Origin of the sequence: Luteimonas sp. MC1750 (assembly GCF_016615955.1) — a bacterium.
Lineage (GTDB): Bacteria > Pseudomonadota > Gammaproteobacteria > Xanthomonadales > Xanthomonadaceae > Luteimonas.
Map to the genome: position 1 here is coordinate 1432713 of NZ_CP067113.1, position 15654 is coordinate 1448366.

11 protein-coding genes are annotated in these 15654 nt (G+C 72.5%); 1 reads left to right on the forward strand and 10 read right to left on the reverse strand.

The window, feature by feature from the left end:
* Positions 1–7 precede the first annotated feature (7 nt).
* From tilS to JGR68_RS06745, 4 genes are all read right to left on the reverse strand, one after another.
* On the reverse strand, positions 8–1327 hold the full coding sequence (gene tilS, locus JGR68_RS06730; RefSeq protein WP_199362182.1) for a tRNA lysidine(34) synthetase TilS: 1320 nt from the start codon (positions 1325–1327) through the stop codon (positions 8–10).
* Positions 1328–1370: 43 nt separating this feature from the next.
* Positions 1371–2330 carry an acetyl-CoA carboxylase carboxyltransferase subunit alpha gene (locus JGR68_RS06735; RefSeq protein ID WP_199362181.1) on the reverse strand — a complete coding sequence of 320 codons (960 nt, stop codon included), beginning with the start codon at positions 2328–2330 and terminating at the stop codon, positions 1371–1373.
* Positions 2331–2475: 145 nt separating this feature from the next.
* Entirely contained in the window at positions 2476–6036 is a 3561-nt protein-coding gene (dnaE, locus tag JGR68_RS06740; protein ID WP_199362180.1) for a DNA polymerase III subunit alpha, read from the reverse strand.
* A gap of 84 nt (positions 6037–6120) precedes the next feature.
* Entirely contained in the window at positions 6121–6753 is a 633-nt protein-coding gene (locus JGR68_RS06745) for a hypothetical protein (protein ID WP_199362179.1), read from the reverse strand.
* Between the two features lie 176 nt (positions 6754–6929).
* Here JGR68_RS06745 and JGR68_RS06750 point away from each other — a divergent pair, with 176 nt between their 5' ends.
* Positions 6930–8990, forward strand: a complete 2061-nt coding sequence (locus tag JGR68_RS06750; RefSeq protein ID WP_199362178.1) for a winged helix-turn-helix domain-containing protein — start codon at positions 6930–6932, stop codon at positions 8988–8990.
* Positions 8991–9021: 31 nt separating this feature from the next.
* Here the strand turns inward: JGR68_RS06750 and JGR68_RS06755 are convergent, their stop codons facing one another.
* Genes JGR68_RS06755 through bamA form a run of 6 tightly spaced genes read right to left on the reverse strand, consistent with a single transcriptional unit; the run spans position 9022 to position 15633 of the window.
* A complete protein-coding gene (locus JGR68_RS06755; protein WP_207748911.1) occupies positions 9022–9684 on the reverse strand; it encodes a ribonuclease HII in 663 nt (220 codons plus the stop codon).
* Between the two features lie 14 nt (positions 9685–9698).
* Positions 9699–10886 carry a lipid-A-disaccharide synthase gene (gene lpxB / locus JGR68_RS06760; RefSeq protein WP_199362176.1) on the reverse strand — a complete coding sequence of 396 codons (1188 nt, stop codon included), beginning with the start codon at positions 10884–10886 and terminating at the stop codon, positions 9699–9701.
* Positions 10883–11668, reverse strand: a complete 786-nt coding sequence (lpxA, locus tag JGR68_RS06765) for an acyl-ACP--UDP-N-acetylglucosamine O-acyltransferase (protein ID WP_199362273.1) — start codon at positions 11666–11668, stop codon at positions 10883–10885. Before lpxA ends, lpxB begins: the two co-directional genes overlap by 4 nt.
* Before the next feature lies 1 nt (position 11669).
* Positions 11670–12134, reverse strand: a complete 465-nt coding sequence (gene fabZ, locus JGR68_RS06770; protein ID WP_199362175.1) for a 3-hydroxyacyl-ACP dehydratase FabZ — start codon at positions 12132–12134, stop codon at positions 11670–11672.
* On the reverse strand, positions 12131–13153 hold the full coding sequence (gene lpxD, locus JGR68_RS06775) for a UDP-3-O-(3-hydroxymyristoyl)glucosamine N-acyltransferase (RefSeq protein WP_199362174.1): 1023 nt from the start codon (positions 13151–13153) through the stop codon (positions 12131–12133). Before lpxD ends, fabZ begins: the two co-directional genes overlap by 4 nt.
* Positions 13154–13170: 17 nt before the next feature.
* Complete coding sequence (gene bamA, locus JGR68_RS06780; RefSeq protein ID WP_199362173.1) at positions 13171–15633, reverse strand: outer membrane protein assembly factor BamA; 2463 nt, start codon at positions 15631–15633, stop codon at positions 13171–13173.
* Between the last annotated feature and the right edge of the window lie 21 nt (positions 15634–15654).

Here is a 15654-nt window from a genome sequence, read left to right on the forward strand (position 1 = left end):
CTCGAGTTTACTCCAGCTGCCGCCAGCGCAGGCGCGCGCCATGGTCGCGAAGCCAGTCGCACAGCGTGGCCGACAGCAACCGGTCGCCGGCGGCCAGCACGCGGCCCTCGTGGTCGGACAGCAGCGGCATGCGCGTGCGTTCCCATGGCGGGACGCCGGCGTCCTGGAGCAGGTGCTTGAGGGCGTGGGAGTGGGTGCGCCCGGGCAGCTGCAGGCGCTCGCCGCCGCGCCGCGCGTGCACGCGCAGGGGCGTCGCGAAAGCTTCGGCGCCGTCCAGCGCGAGCTCGCCGCCACCCGGGATCGGCAGCGGCGTCCGGCCGTCCCAGAGCTGCGACCAGTCGGCCGGCAGGGATGGTGCCGCGGGCACCGCGTGCAGCCCGTCGCGCCAGGCGCGCAGGCACGCATCGGCCCAGCGGACTTCCCCTGCGCTGTCGCTACGCGCACCCAACAGGGTGTCGACGGCTTCAACCGCCGTGGCCGGCAGCGGTGGCAGCCCCAGCCCGGCGGCCCAGGCCCGCACGAGGCGTGCCCGTCGCGCGGCCGGCAGGGCGCGCAGCGGCGCCAGCGGCAACCGGCGCGCCTGCCGACCGCCAGCCGCGTCGGTCAGCAGGGCATCGAGCACCGCGCGGTCATCGTCGGCCAGGAGGTCGGCCGCCTGGGCGCACAGCGTCGCGCTGCGGGCCAGGGCGGCATCGGCGCCCGGCCAGCGCTGCCGGAGCAGGGGCATGACCTGGTGGCGCAGCAGGCTGCGGGCGTGGGCAGGGTCGGCATTGGCCGGGTCCTCGATCCAGGACAGGCCGTTCGCCCGCGCCCAGGCCTCGAGGCCGGCGCGGGGCTGGCCAAGCAGTGGACGCCACATCCAGCCTGGTCCAAACCGCCGCCAGGGCCGCATCGCGGCCAGGCCTTCGGGGCCGGAGGCACGCAGCGCGCGCAGCAGGAAGGTCTCGGCCTGGTCGTCCTGGTGGTGGGCGAGCGCCAGCACCTCGCCCGCGTCCAGCGCGGCGGCGAAGGCCGCGTGCCTGGCCTCGCGCGCCGAGGCCTCAAGGCCGAGCCCGCTGTCGCGCGCCACCTGCACCGGCAGCACCCGCAGCGGAACGCGGAGCGCCGCACATGCGGCATCGCAGCCGGCGGCCCAGTCATCCGCGGCGGGGTGCAGCCCGTGGTGCACGTGGACCGCGCGCAGGCCGCGCGCGCGGATCGCCGGCAGGGCGGCGAGCCGGTGCAGCAGGACGGTGGAGTCGAGCCCGCCGCTCAGCGCGACGACGATCCCACCGTCGGCATCCCCGTCGGGGACGGTGAACACGGCGTCCGGGAGCGTCGGTTCCATGGCCTCGGCTGCGCGGCGCACGCGCCGGCGACGCGGAGGCGGCTCAGGCCGCCTCGTAGGCCCCGTAGCCGCGCAGGCGCCGGTAGCGTTTGTCCACCAGCACGTCGGCCGGCAGCGCCTCGAGCGCATCGAGCTGGTTGAGCAGCACCGCCTTGAGCCGCAGCGCCGTCTGCCGCGGGTTGCGGTGCGCACCGCCGATCGGCTCGCGCACCACCTTGTCGACCAGGCCCAGGCCGTGCAGGCGCTTCGCGGTCAGGCCGAGCTGCTCGGCGGCGTCCTTGGCCTTGCCCGCGTCCTTCCACAGGATCGACGCGCAGCCTTCGGGCGAGATCACCGAATAGGTGCTGTATTCCAGCATCACCGTGCGGTCGCCGACGCCGATCGCCAGCGCGCCGCCCGAGCCGCCCTCGCCGATCACCGTGCACACGATCGGCGTCTTCAGCTCGGCCATCTCCATCAGGTTGCGGGCGATGGCCTCGGACTGGCCGCGCTCCTCGGCGCCGATGCCGGGGTAGGCGCCGGGCGTGTCGATGAAGGTGAGGAGCGGCAGCTTGAAGCGCTCGGCCATCTTCATCAGGCGCAGCGCCTTGCGGTAGCCCTCGGGGCGCGGCATGCCGAAGTTGCGGCGCACCTTGGCTTTGGTGTCGCGGCCTTTCTGGTGGCCGATGATCATCACGCTGCGGCCGCTGATGCGGCCGATGCCGCCCACGATCGCCGCGTCGTCGGCATAGGCGCGGTCGCCGGCGAGCTCCTGGAACTCGTCGCAGACGTAGCGGATGTAGTCGTTGGTATAGGGCCGCGCCGGGTGGCGCGCCAGCTGCGACACCTGCCACGGCGTGAGGTCGCGGAAGATCTGCGCGGTGCGCAGGCGCAGCTTGTCCTGCAGCGTCCGCAGTTCGGCGTCGATGTTGACGGCGGGGCCGGAGCTGGCCTGGCGCAGGTCCTGGATCCTGGCTTCCAGGTCGGCGATGGGCTGCTCGAAGTCGAGGTAGTTGGGATTCATCGGCGTGGCACAGCGTGGAAAGCCGCCAGTCTAGCCGACCGCCTCCCTGTGGGAGCCGCTACGGCGGCGATCGGACCGCCAGCGGTCGATCGACGGCGCTCCGTCGGGCGGGGTCGCCGCTGTAGCGGCTCCTGCAGGTGTCGGGTCAGGTGGCCCAGGGCCGCTGGCCCATGGCGACATGGGCGGCGCGCACGCCGTCCTCGCCGCGCAGGCGGTCGACCAGGTCGGGGTCCACGCGCACCGACTGGCTGCCGTCGAGATCCAGCGTTCCGGCGGCACCCGCGGCCAGAAGCAGGTCGAGGCGCAGCGAGGTCGGGCCGGGACGCTGCGGCGACAACAGCGCCTCCACGCGCTCCATGGTCCCCGGCACCGCCAGGTCCAGCCGCAACGACAGCCGTCGCGCCGACTGGTTGCAGACCTCATGGAAATCCCAGGCCCGGCGCGCGCGCAGCGAGAAGCCGCCGCTGAACTCGTCCTCGCGCAGGCCCCCCTCGACAACCACGATGCGGCCGGTGGTCAGCAGCGGCGCGTGTTCCATCCAGGCCTCGGAGAAGAAGGCGCATTCGATCCGGCCGCGACCGTCTTCCAGGACCACGAAGGCCTGGCTCTCGCCGCGCTTGCGGATGCCGGTGACCTGGCCGGCGAGGATCGCGGTGACCTCCTGGCGCCAGCCGCCGCGGCCGCCCTCGCCGTTGCCGTTGCCACCCTTGCGCATGGAGCTGCCCGATTCCCACAGCGCATCCAGCTGCCCGAGGTCGGCGCCGACCAGGGCCTGCAGCTCCTTGCGATAGGGATCGAGCGGATGCCCGCTGAGGTAGTGGCCGAGCGTGTCGCGCTCGCCGGCGAGCTTCTGCGCCAGCGGCCATTCCGGGACCTCGGGCAGGCTGATCTGCGCCGCCGCGGCCTCGGGCTCGGCGAAGCCGCCGAACAGCGAGGCCTGGCCGGCCTCGCGCTCGCGCGCCAGCTGGTCGACGGCCTTGAGCACCTCGGGCAGCTGCAGCATCAGCGAGGCGCGGTTCGGGCCCAGTGCGTCCAGCGCACCGGCGTTGACCAGGGCTTCGAGCGTGCGGCGATTGAGCCGGGCCGGGCCGGTGCGGCGGCAGAAGTCGAGCAGGTCGACGTAGGCACCGCCGGTGCCGCGCTCGGCGGCGATCGCCTCGCAGGCGCCCTGGCCGACGCCCTTCACCGCGCCGAGGCCGTAGCGCAGCGTGCGTGGATCGTTGGCCTCGAACATGTAGGACGAATGGTTCACGTCCGGCGGCAGCATCTCCAGGCCGAGCGTGCGCGCCTCGGCCAGGAAGCCGACCACCTTGTCGGTGCTGTCCATGTCGCTCGACAGCACCGCGGCCATGAACTCGGCGGGATAGTGCGCCTTGAGCCACGCGGTCTGGTAGGACACCAGGGCGTAGGCCGCGGCGTGCGACTTGTTGAAGCCGTAGCCGGCGAACTTTTCCAGCAGGTCGAAGATCGGCCCGGACACCCTGGGCTCGATGCCGTGGGTCAGCTGCGCGCCGTCCTCGAACTTGGCGCGCTCGCGCGCCATCTCCTCGACCTTCTTCTTGCCCATCGCGCGGCGCAACAGGTCGGCGCCGCCCAGCGAGTAGCCGCCGAGGATCTGGGCGGTCTGCATCACCTGTTCCTGGTAGACCACCACGCCGTAGGTCGGCGCCAGCACGGGTTCCAGCAGCGGATGCGGATACTGCACCTCGGCGCGCCCGTGCTTGCGCTCGATGAAGTCGGGGATCAGGTCCATCGGGCCCGGGCGGTACAGCGAGACCAGGGCGATCAGGTCCTCGAAGCGGTCGGGCCTGGCGCGCTTGAGCAGCTCGCGCATGCCGCGCGATTCGAACTGGAACACGGCCACGGTGTCGCCGCGCGCGAACAGCTCGTAGGTCTTGGTGTCGGTCAGCGGCAGGCTGGCGATGTCGAGCGGCGGCGCGTCGTCGCCGGCATGGCGCCGGTTGATGGCTTTCACGGCCCAATCGATGATCGTCAGCGTGCGCAGTCCGAGGAAGTCGAACTTCACCAGGCCGATCGCCTCGACGTCGTCCTTGTCGAACTGGGTCACCGGGTTGCGCCCGGCGCCGTCGCCATCGTGCTCGGCGAACAGCGGGCAGAAGTCGGACAGCGGCGAGGGCGCGATCACCACGCCGCCGGCGTGCTTGCCGGCGTTGCGCGTGAGGTCCTCGAGCTGCAGCGCGAGGTCGATCAGCTCGCGCACGTCGTCCTCGTCGCCGTAGCGCGCGATCAGCTCGTCCGAGCGCCAGGCGTCGTCCTTCTTCCCCTTCTCGGTGCGCCCCAGGGCGTCGGGCAGCGACACGCCCAGGGTCATCGGCACCAGCTTGGCGATGCCGTCGACCAGTCCGAACGGGTAGCCCAATGCGCGCCCGGCGTCGCGCACCACGGCCTTCGCCGCCATGGTGCCGTAGGTGATGATCTGGCTGACGCGGTCGCGGCCGTACTTGCGCGCGACGTAGTCGATCACCTCGTCGCGGCGGTCCATGCAGAAGTCGATGTCGAAGTCGGGCATCGACACGCGTTCCGGGTTGAGGAAGCGCTCGAACAGCAGGTCGTAGGGCAGCGGGTCGAGGTCGGTGATCTCCAGCGCCCAGGCCACCAGCGAGCCGGCGCCGGAGCCGCGGCCCGGTCCGACCGGGATGCCCTGTTCCTTGCCCCAGCGGATGAAGTCCGAGACGATCAGGAAGTAGCCCGGGAAGCCCATCCGGATGATGACGTCGAGCTCGGTCTCCAGCCGCGCGGCGTAGCTGGCGCGGTCATGGCCTTCGGCCAGCGGCGCGTGTTCCAGGCGGCGCGCGAGGCCGTCGCGGGCCTCGCTGCGGATCCACGAGTCGAGCGTGTGCTGGTCGGGGACCGGGAAGGCCGGCAGGTGGTAGGTGCCCAGGCGCAGCTCGAGGTTGCAGCGCTGCGCCAGCGCGACGGCGTTGTCGATCGCGTCGGGCACGTCGGCGAACAGCGCCGCCATCTCCTCGCCGGACTTCAGGTACTGCTCGGCGGTGTACTCGCGCGGTCGGCGCGGATCGTCGAGCACGCGGCCGGAGGCGATGCAGACCCGCGCCTCGTGGGCCTCGAAGCCTTCGCGATCGATGAAGCGCACCTCGTTGCCCGCCACCACCGGCACCGCGCACAGCGACGCGGCCTGGAGCGCGAAGTCGTTGAACGCGGCCTCGTCGGCGAAGCCGGCGCGCGCCAGCGTCAGGTGCAGCCCGTCGCCGAACACGCCGCTCCAGTCGCGCACCCAGGCCTCGGCCTGGTCGTGGCGGCCGCCGGCCACCAGCCGTCCGGCCGGGGACTGGCGGCCGGCGAGCGCGAACAGGCCGGCATGGTCTTCGCGCAGCCAGTCCGGGCGCACCACCACGCCGTCGTGGCGCTGGCCCTCCATCCACGCGCGAGTCAGCAGGCGCGACAGTGACAGGTAGCCGTCATGGTCGCGGCAGAGCAGGGTGAGGGTCGCCGGCGGCTCGTCGCCCTCGGCCATGCTGATGTCGGCACCGGCGATCGGCTTGATCCCCGCGCCTTCGGCCGCGCGGAAGAATTTCACCAGCGAAAACAGGTTGTTGCGGTCGGTCACCGCCACCGAGGGCTGGCCCATGGCCACACAGCGCTTGACGAGTTCCGGAATCCGGATCGTCGAATCGGCGAGCGAGTACTCGCTGTGCAGGGTCAGGTGGACGAAGCGTCGGGACATCGCGGGGCCGCAGGTGCAGCAGGCAGGGTAGGGGCCTGCCCACCTGCGGACAAGGCTTGACACCCGCGGCGTTGCGGGAGCGCCTCAATGCACGCGGAACAGCGTCGCCGCGCCGTGGTGCAGGTAGCTGTCGGCCCCGCGCATGGCGACGTGCGCGCGCAGCGCGAGTTCGGCCCGGCGTGCTTCCAGCCACTCGTCGCGCCCGAACGCGAAGCGGCGCGGGCGCTCGCCGCGCAGCAGCGCCTCTTCGGCGCGCAGGCGACGGAAGTCGAAGTAGGCCTCGACGTCGGCCGCCAGCTCCGGCCAGGCGATGTCCAGCAGGACGGCGGTGTCCAGTCCGCCGATCACCGGGACCGCGTCGGGCACCAGGCGGTCGCGTCCACGCGCGTAATCGGCCAGCAGCGCGATGCGTTCCAGCTGGCCCGGGCCCAGCTGCCAGCCCGGCTCGTCGACCAGCATGCGCAGCGCCTGCAGGCAGCGGCGGCGCTGGCGGATGCAGGGCGCGCGCGGACGGCCCGCATAGGTACTGGCGAGGCTGCGCGAGGCGCTGGCGATCGCATCGAGGCTGGGAATGTCGTCCCTGTCGGCGAGCGCACGCGCGACCGACTCGAAGCGCGCCAGGCTCCGCGCCGCGGGCTCGGCGCCCGCGATGCGGTGGCGCCGGGCCATGGCCGGCCGGCTGGCGGGCAGGGGCAGGTTGTCGAGGATGGCGTACATGACGCGCTCCACAGCGACGCGCCGGCTCGGCGCTGTCGGAGTCTCGCGCGGCCGTCGCCCGGAAGCTTGAGGTAAACCGCCGGGCCAGGTGATGGAATCGCGATGGAAGCCGGTTTTCCCTGCATGGCGCGTTTATTCCTTTTCCGCTGCCACGCGCACCCGCGAGGGAGCCTGCAATGCCGGACGAGGCGCGCATCTACCGCTTCGGTGACATCGAGGTCGATACCGCCGCCCACCGCGTCCTGCGCATGGGCCGCGAGCTGGCGCTCGAGCCCAAGGCCTATGGTGTGCTCCTCGCGCTGCTCGCCCGGCACGGGCACGCGATCACCCGCGACGAGCTGCTGGACCAGGTCTGGGGCCATCGCCACGTCACGCCCGGGGTGCTGAACCGGGTGGTGGCGCAGCTGCGCAAGGCCCTGGGCGACGAGGCCGAACACCCGCGCTACATCCAGACCGTGCACGCGGTCGGCTACCGCTTCATCGCGGTACCCGAGGTGCTGGCCGTCGAGGACCCGGCCACGGAAATTTCCGCGCCGCCGCAGTCCGGGGGAATTTTCCGCTGGGCGCGGCGGGCGACGGACGTCGCGGCGCGCCGGCCCCCGGCCCGGCGGACCTGGCTGCGGCACCTCGCCGTCGTCCTCGCCATCGTCCTGGCGCTGGCCTGGTGGCAGCGGCCGGAGGACGCGCCGGCCGATGGCGCGGCGATCGCGCTGCGCCCCTTCACCGCGCTCGGCGGCGCCGAGGACGAGGCCTGGTTCGCCGAAGGACTCGCCGTGGAGATGCACGACGCCCTGGCGTCGGTGCCGGGACTGCGGGTGGCGGCGCTGATGGCGTCCACCGACCCGCGGCGCGATGCCGATGTGCGCGAGCTGGGTCGCGAGCTCGGCGTCGACGCCATCCTGGACGCCAGCATCCGCCGCGAAGGCGACCGGGTGCGCATCAACGCGCGCCTCAGCGACACCGCCACCGGCTACGTGCTCTGGAGTCGCGGTTACGAGCACTCGATGGCCGAGGTCTTCGCCACCCAGGGCGCGATCGCCGGCGAAGTCGTCGAGTCGATGCTGGGATCGATGCCGGAGGCCCGCGAGTCGCTGCGCACCCGGCTGGCGCCCACCCGGAACGTCGCGGCCTTCGATGCCTACCTGCGTGGCCGCCACCTGCAGCGGGCGACCCGTGGACGCGTGCAGCAGCTGCAGGCCGCGGAGGCCTTCCGCGCGGCGCTGGCCGAGGATGCGGACTTCGCGCTTGCGCAGGCGGCCCTGTGCGCCACCGAGGCGCGCCGCTTCGAATACTGGAACGACAGCGAGGCCCATGCCCGTGCGCGCTCGGCCTGCGCGCGGGTCGAGGACATGCGTCCGCTGCCGCCCGAGGCCGCGCTGGCCCTCGGCAACCTCGGCCGCATCGACGGCCGGCTGGACGAGGCCGAGCGCTATTTCCGGCTGGCCGGTACGGCGCCGGGCAGCGGCGCCCTGGCCGAGGTCGGCCTGGGCAAGGTCGAGGCCGCGCGGGGGCGCCAGGACCGCGCCCAGGCACATTTCCGCGCGGCACTGGCACGGGCGCCCGACGACGCGCTGGTGCACGCCGAGGTCGGCTTCCAGGCCTACCGCGATGGCCGGCTGGAGGACGCGATCGCCCGCTACCGCCGGGCGGTGGAGCTGGCACCGGGACACGCCGGCCACTGGAACACCTACGGCTTCCTGCAGCTGCTGGCGGGTCACCCGGACGAGGCCACGCGCGCCTTCAAGCGCTCGATCGCGATCGAGCCCGGCGCCGACGTGCTGGCGAATTTCGCCACCCTGCGCGCACAGGCCGGCGCGCATGCCGAAGCGGTCGCGCTGTACCGGCGCGCGCTGGAGCTCGATCCGGACGACCACCTCAACTGGGGCCGGCTCGGCGACGGGCTGGCCGCCAGTGGCGCGCCGCCGGCGGAGGTCGCCGATGCCTACCGCGAGGCGCAGCGGCGCGCCCGCCAATACCTCGCGCTGGATCCCGGCAACGGCGGCGCGATGGCCGCGCTGGGCTGGTACAGCGCCAATCTCGGCCGTCGCGACGAGGCCCTGGCGCTGGTGGCACGCGCGCGCGCGGCCGGGCGGGGTGATCCGGCGGACGTCGCGCTCCACAACGCGGCGACGCTGGCACTGCTCGGCGACCGCGACGGCGCGGACCGCGAGCTCGCCCGTGCGCGGGACGCGGGGATGGCCGAGGTGCGCATCCGCGCGCGCCCGGGGCCGCGTTGATGCGCGCGGCGCAGGGGCTGGCGGCGCGCCGTCAGGTCGCGAGGGCGAGCGGGCAGCCGGCCGCGGCGAACAGGTCCGGCGTCGCGGCCTCGCGCACCGGTGCGAAGCTCCTGCGGTGCTGTGGACAGGGCCCGTGTGCGCGCAGCGCGGCCAGGTGGGCCGGCGTGCTGTAGCCCTTGTGGCCGTCGAAGCCGTAGGCGGGGAACTCCCCGTGCAGCGCCACCATCGCGCGATCGCGGGTGACCTTGGCCAGGATCGAGGCCGCGGCGATGCTGCGATCGCGCGCGTCGCCATCGACCCAGGCCTCGGCCGCGCAGGGTAGGCCCTGCGGGATCGCGTTGCCGTCGATGCGGGCCAGGCCCGCCACGTGCGCCACCGCCTCCATCGCGCGGCGCATGCCGAGCATGGTCGCGTGGTAGATGTTGATGCGGTCGATCTCGTCGGCCTCGATCGCGACCACGTGCCAGGCCAGCGCACGCTCGACGATCCGCGCGTACAGGGCCTCGCGGCGCGCCGCGGTGAGCTGCTTGGAATCGTCGAGGCCGTTGATCCGCGGGCGCGCCGGGTCGAACACCACGGCCGCCACCACCACGGGCCCGGCGAGCGGACCGCGGCCGGCCTCGTCGATGCCGGCCACCAGCGAGGAGATCGCCGGCGTGCTGCAGGGCGCCGGCCGTGCGCGGACCCCCGCCAGCGGCGCGCGCTGCCTCACGGCGCCGCCTCGACCGGTACCGACACATGGCGCGGGTCGAGCAGCCCGATGACCGCGGCCGCCGCCTCGCGGGAGGCGTCGCGGCGCAGCAGCAGGTGCAGCTCGCGGTAGCGCGGCTCCAGCGCCTCGACCGCTTCGGGCTGCGAGAACCAGGCGAGCACCGCGTCGGCGAGCGCGCGCGGGGTGCACAGGTCCTGCATCAGTTCCGGCGCGATGGTCTCGCCCGCCAGCACGTTGGGCAGGGCGTAGCGGTCGACCTTGAGCAGCCCGAGTCCCTTGACGATGGCGTGGGTGGCTGGCGCGATCCGGTAGCCGACGACCATCGGCCGCTTGGCCAGCATCGCCTCGAGCGTGGCGGTGCCCGACGCCAGCAGGACCACGTCGGCCGCGACCATCGCCTCGCGCGCGGTGCCGTCCAGCAGGCGCACCCGCGCGGCAGCCCCCGGCGGGGGCAGCAGCGCGTCCAGGGCGTCGCGGCAGGCGGCGTTGGCCGCGGGCACCAGCACCTGGAGCCCGGGGACCTGCTCCGCCACCAGTTCCGCGGCCTGCAGGAAGGCCGGCGCCAGGCGCTCGATCTCGCCCAGGCGGGAGCCCGGCAGCACCGCCAGCACCGGCGCGTCCTGGTCGACGTCGAGCGCGATGCGCGCGCCGCGGCGGTCGGGATTGAGCGGCATGGCGTCGGCCATCGGATGGCCGACGAAGCGCGCGTCGACGCCGTGGCGGGCGTAGATGGCCGGCTCCATCGGGAACAGGCAGAGCACGCGGTCGGCGCTGCGACCGATCTTCGCCGCGCGGCCCTGGCGCCAGGCCCAGACCGAGGGGCTGACGTAGTGCACCGTGCAGACGCCGCGGGACTTGAGCTGGCGCTCGAGTCCGAGGTTGAAGTCGGGCGCGTCGATGCCGATGAAGACGTCGGGCTTCCACGCCAGCAGGCGACGGCGCAGGCCGCGGCGCAGGCGCAGCAGCCGCGGCAGGTGGGCCAGCACCTCCGACAGCCCCATGACCGCCAGCTCGCCGGCATCGTGCCAGGCGTCCATCCCGGCGGCGCGCATCGCGTCGCCGCCCACGCCGACGAACTGCGCATCGGGAAAGCGCTCGCGCAGGGCCTCGACCAGGCCGGCACCCAGCAGGTCGCCGGACGCTTCGCCAGCAACCAGCGCGAAGCGCGGCCCCGCCGCGCTCACCGCAGCAGCGGCCGGTCGCCGCCCTCGATGAAGTCGAGCATCAGGCGCACGTCGTCGCTGCCTTCGGCGAGTTCGACCAGTCGCGCGCGGGCCTCGTCCAGCGCCTCGCCGGACATGTAGACCGCGCGGTAGGCGCGCTTGATCGCCGCGATCCGCTCGGGGTCGAAGCCGCGGCGCTTCAGGCCCTCGGCATTGATGCCGCGCGGGCGGCCATAGCCCTCCTGCGCGACCATCAGGAAGGGCGCCACGTCGCCGTTGACGAAGGCGCCCATGCCGATGAACGCGTGGTCGCCGATGCGGCAGAACTGGTGCACGCCGGCGAAGCCGCTGAGGATCACGTGGTCGCCGACCACGACGTGCCCGGCGAGGGTGGCGTTGTTGGAGAAGATGCAGTGGTTGCCGATGACGCAGTCATGCGCCACGTGGGTATAGGCCAGCAGCCAGTTGTCGTCGCCGATCCGGGTCACCCCGCCGCCGTCGCCGGTGCCGCGGTTGAGCGTGGTGAATTCGCGGATGACGTTGCGGTCGCCGATCTCCAGGCGCACCGGCTCGCCGCGGAACTTCTTGTCCTGCGGCTCGCCGCCGATCGCGGCGTGGCCGTGGACGTGGTTGTCGCGGCCGATGCGCGTGGGGCCCGTCACGCTGCAGTGCGGGCCGATGCGCGTGCCGGCGCCGATCTCGACGCCGGGGCCGACGATGGTGAAGGCGCCGATGCTGGCGCCCTCGCCGATGACGGCCGACGGATCGACGCTCGCGCTGGCGTGGATCGCCGCGGCGGCCATCTCAGGCATCGACCTCGGCGCAGAGGATCTCGGCGCTGGCCACCTGGCCGCCGTCGACGCTGGCGACGCCGGAATACAGGGTCATGTTGCGGATCTCGCGCTTCACCGTGACCTCGATGTCGAGGCGGTCGCCGGGGACGACCATGTTGGCGAAGCGCGCGTTGTCGACCTTCACCAGGTAGGACAGCCGGCCCACGTGGCTGGCACCGCCGCGCGCCAGCTGGGTGAGCACGCCGCCGCCCTGGGCCATGGCTTCGATCACCAGCACGCCCGGCATCACCGGGCGGTCGGGGAAGTGGCCCTGGAAGTAGGCCTCGTTCGCGGTCACGTTCTTGTAGGCGAGCACGCGCCGGGCCTCCGCGTCGAACTCGACCACGCGGTCGAGCAGCAGGAAGGGGTAGCGGTGCGGCAGCATCGTACGGATGCCCTCCACGCCAATGGGAAACGTGAACTTGCCGACGGTCATGTCTTCTCCTTGCCGAGCGCCTGCACCTGGCGGGCGAGCGCATCGAGTTGCCTGAAACGGGCCGCGCTCCTGCGCCAGCTCCGGTTGTCCATGAGCGGCGTGCCCGACGAGTACTCGCCGGGCGCGTCGATCGAAGCCGTGACCAGGGCCATCGCGGTGATGGTGACCCGGTCGCAGATGCTGATGTGCCCGACGATGCCGGCGGCGCCGCCGATCAGGCAGTAGCGGCCGATCGTGGTGCTGCCCGCCACCGCGACGCAGCCAGCCATCGCGGTATGCGCGCCGATGCGCACGTTGTGGGCGATCTGGATCTGGTTGTCGAGGCGCACGTCCTCCTCGAGCACGGTGTCCTCGATGGCGCCGCGGTCGATGGTGGTGTTGGCGCCGATCTCGCAGTCGTCGCCGATGCGCACGCCGCCCTGCTGCGGGACCTTGATCCAGCGGCCGGCGTCCATCGCCAGGCCGAAGCCGTCGGCGCCGAGCACGGCGCCGGGATGGACCAGCACGCGGTCGCCCAGGCGCACGCGGCGCACCAGGGTCACGCGCGCCACCAGGCGGCTGCCGGCGCCGACCACGCAGTCCTCGCCGATCACGCAGCCCGGACCGACGATGGCCCCGGGTCCGATGCGCGAACGCGCGCCCACGCAGGCCAGCGGGCCGATCTCGGCGGAGGGATCGACCTCGGCGGAGTCGTCGACGACGGCGGAGGGGTGCACGCCGGGCTGCGCCGCCGGCACCGGATCGAACAGCGCCGCGATCTTCGCGAACGCGACATACGGATCGCGCGCGACCAGCAGCGTGCGATCGAGGTTGGCGGCGTCATCCTCGCGGACCAGCACCACGCCCGCGGCCGAGCCGGCCAGCTGGCTGCGGTAGCGCGGGTTGGACAGGAACGAGAGCTGGCGCGGTCCGGCGCCGGCAAGGGTCGCTACCGACTCGACCACCGCCTCGCCATCGCCGCGCAGCGCCAGCCCGAAGCGTTCGGCCAGCGCCGCCGCCGTGAGCGTCGTGGGCTGCATGTCCGCGTCGCCGGCGGCTAGAACGCGCCGCCGAAGGTGAACTGCAGGCGCTCCAGCTCGTCGCCGTCCTCCTTGCGCAGCGGCATGGCGTAGCTGATCGAGATCGGACCCACCGGCGCGCGCCACATCAGCGCCACGCCCGCGGACGCCCGCAGCTCGCCGGCATCGAAGGCATCGACATCCTTGAAGACATTGCCGAAGTCGACGAAGGCCGAGACGCGCGCGGCGGGGGAGTCGAGCAGGGTGGGGAAGAACATCTCGAGCGAGCCGATGGTCTTCACCGCGCCGCCGATGACCTGCTGGTAGCTGCTGTTCCAGGCGGCCTCGCGCGGGCCCAGCGTGTTGTCGCGGAAGCCGCGCACCGAGCGTGCGCCACCGGCGTAGAAGTTCTCGAAGAACGGCAGGCCGTCGGCCACCGCCACGCGCGGGATCGGGTCGCCGGTGGGCGGCGCATTCGCGTCGGCGGGGATGTAGGGGTCGTAGACGATGCCGACGCGCGGATCGCCGTAGCTGTCGCCATAGCCCAGCTCGAGCCGCGTGTTGAGCACCACCGCGCGCGACAGCGGCCAGTACTTGGAGAACTCGTAGTTGAGCTTGTAGTACTCGGCGGTGGAGCCGGGCAGGGTGACTTCGGCCGAGACGCGCTGCAGGGTGCCGCGGGTGGGCTGGAGGAAGTCGTTGCGGGTGTCGCGCGCCCAGCTCACCTCGCCGCGCCAGGCGTGGAAGGTGCGCTGGCCGATGACGTCGATGTAGTCGACGATCGACTGCGGCGAGCTGCCGCGGAAGGCGAAGATCTGGTTGCTGTCGATGCCGAACATCGCCGAGACGGTGTCGTGCTCGGTGATCGGCACGCCCAGCACCATCTGCGCGGCGCGGCTGGTCGACGAGTACTGCGCGGTGTTGAACTCGGAGTTGTCGAATTCGCGCCACCACAGGTTGTAGCCCAGCGACAGGCCGCTGTCGTTGAAGTACGGGTTCATGTACGAGAACGAATAGCGCTGCAGGTAGACGTTGCGCTGCGCCTCGATCGAGATCCGGTTGCCGCTGCCGAGGAAGTTGTTCTGCGACAGCTGCACCGACGTGGTCATGCCGCTGAGCTGCGAATAGCCCACGCCGAACATGAAGCTGCCGGACGTGGTCTCGGTGACGCTGAACTCGACGTCGACCTGGTCGTTGCTGCCGGGGACCGGCTTGCTCTCGACGTTGACGCTGCCCGATTCGAAGAAGCCCAGGCGCTGCAGGCGCACCTTGGAGCGGTCGATCGCGGCCTGCGAGTACCAGGCGCCCTCGAACTGGCGCATCTCGCGGCGCATCACCTCGTCGGCGGTGCGGCTGTTGCCCTTGAACACGATGCGGCGGACGCTGACGCGCGGGCCGGGGACGACCTGCAGGTTGATGTCGACGCGGCGGTTCTCGCGGTCCACCTGCGGCACCACGTTCACCTGGGCGAAGGTGTAGCCGATGTTGCTGAGGGTCGCCGAGATCTGGTCGGAGCTGAACTCGAGCAGGGCGCGCGAGAAGGTCATCTCCGGCTGCAGCAGCACCAGGCGCTCGATGTCCTCCTTCGGCAGGATCGTGTCGCCGGTGACCTCGATCGAGTCGACGGTGTACACCTCGCCCTCGGTCAGGCCGGCGGTGATGTACATGTCGCGCTTGTCCGGGCTGATCGCGACCTGGATGTTGTCTTCGCTGAAGTCGACGTAGCCGCGGTCGAGGTAGAAGTTGCGCAGCTTCTCGCGGTCGCCCTCGAGCTTCTCGCGCGAGTACTGGTCGTCGCGGCGGTACCAGCTCAGCCAGTTGCTGGTGCCGGACTCCCAGGTGTCGGTCAGGGTCTCGTCGTCGAAGGTCTCGTTGCCGATCAGGTTGATGTGGCGGATGCGCGCGGCCTTGCCTTCGTCGACCTTGATGCCCACGTCGACGCGGTTGCGGTCCAGCGGCGACACCGTGGGCGTGATCTGGACGTTGTACTTGCCGCGGTTGTTGTACTGCCGGGTGAGTTCCTGGGTGACGCGGTCCAGCGCCAGGCGGTCGAAGGTCTCGCCTTCGGCCAGGCCGATGTCGGTCAGGCCCTTGGTCAGGTCCTCGGTCTTGATGTCCTTGTTGCCGGTCAGCGTCAGCTTGTTGATCGCCGGGCGTTCCTTGACCTGCAGCACCAGGATGTCGCCCTGGCGGCCGGCGCTGACGTCCTCGAAGAAGCCGGTCGCGTACAGGGCCCGGATGGCGTCGCCGATCCGGCTGGCATCGACCGTGTCGCCGCGCTCGATCGGCAGGTAGGTGAAGACGGTGCCGGCGCCGATGCGCTGCAGGCCGTCGACGCGGATGTCGGACACGGTGAACGCGCCGGGCACGGGTGCCGCGGCCGGCTGGGGTGCGACGCCGAAGGCGGCCTGGGGGTCGACCGGCTGCTGGGCCCAGGCCGGCGCTGCGAGCGTCGAGGCGAGGGCGATGGCGAGCAGGCGGCGGTTCGGGAATCGCGTCATCAATGGCGTCCGGTCTGGCGT

Coding starts and splice junctions, on each gene's coding strand:
- tilS (WP_199362182.1), bottom strand. CDS start 1,327: ATGGAACCGACGCTCCCGGACGCCGTGTTCACCGTCCCCGACGGGGAT.
- JGR68_RS06735 (WP_199362181.1), bottom strand. CDS start 2,330: ATGAATCCCAACTACCTCGACTTCGAGCAGCCCATCGCCGACCTGGAA.
- dnaE (WP_199362180.1), bottom strand. CDS start 6,036: ATGTCCCGACGCTTCGTCCACCTGACCCTGCACAGCGAGTACTCGCTC.
- JGR68_RS06745 (WP_199362179.1), bottom strand. CDS start 6,753: ATGTACGCCATCCTCGACAACCTGCCCCTGCCCGCCAGCCGGCCGGCC.
- JGR68_RS06750 (WP_199362178.1), top strand. CDS start 6,930: ATGCCGGACGAGGCGCGCATCTACCGCTTCGGTGACATCGAGGTCGAT.
- lpxA (WP_199362273.1), bottom strand. CDS start 11,668: ATGGCCGCCGCGGCGATCCACGCCAGCGCGAGCGTCGATCCGTCGGCC.
- fabZ (WP_199362175.1), bottom strand. CDS start 12,134: ATGACCGTCGGCAAGTTCACGTTTCCCATTGGCGTGGAGGGCATCCGT.
- lpxD (WP_199362174.1), bottom strand. CDS start 13,153: ATGCAGCCCACGACGCTCACGGCGGCGGCGCTGGCCGAACGCTTCGGG.
- bamA (WP_199362173.1), bottom strand. CDS start 15,633: ATGACGCGATTCCCGAACCGCCGCCTGCTCGCCATCGCCCTCGCCTCG.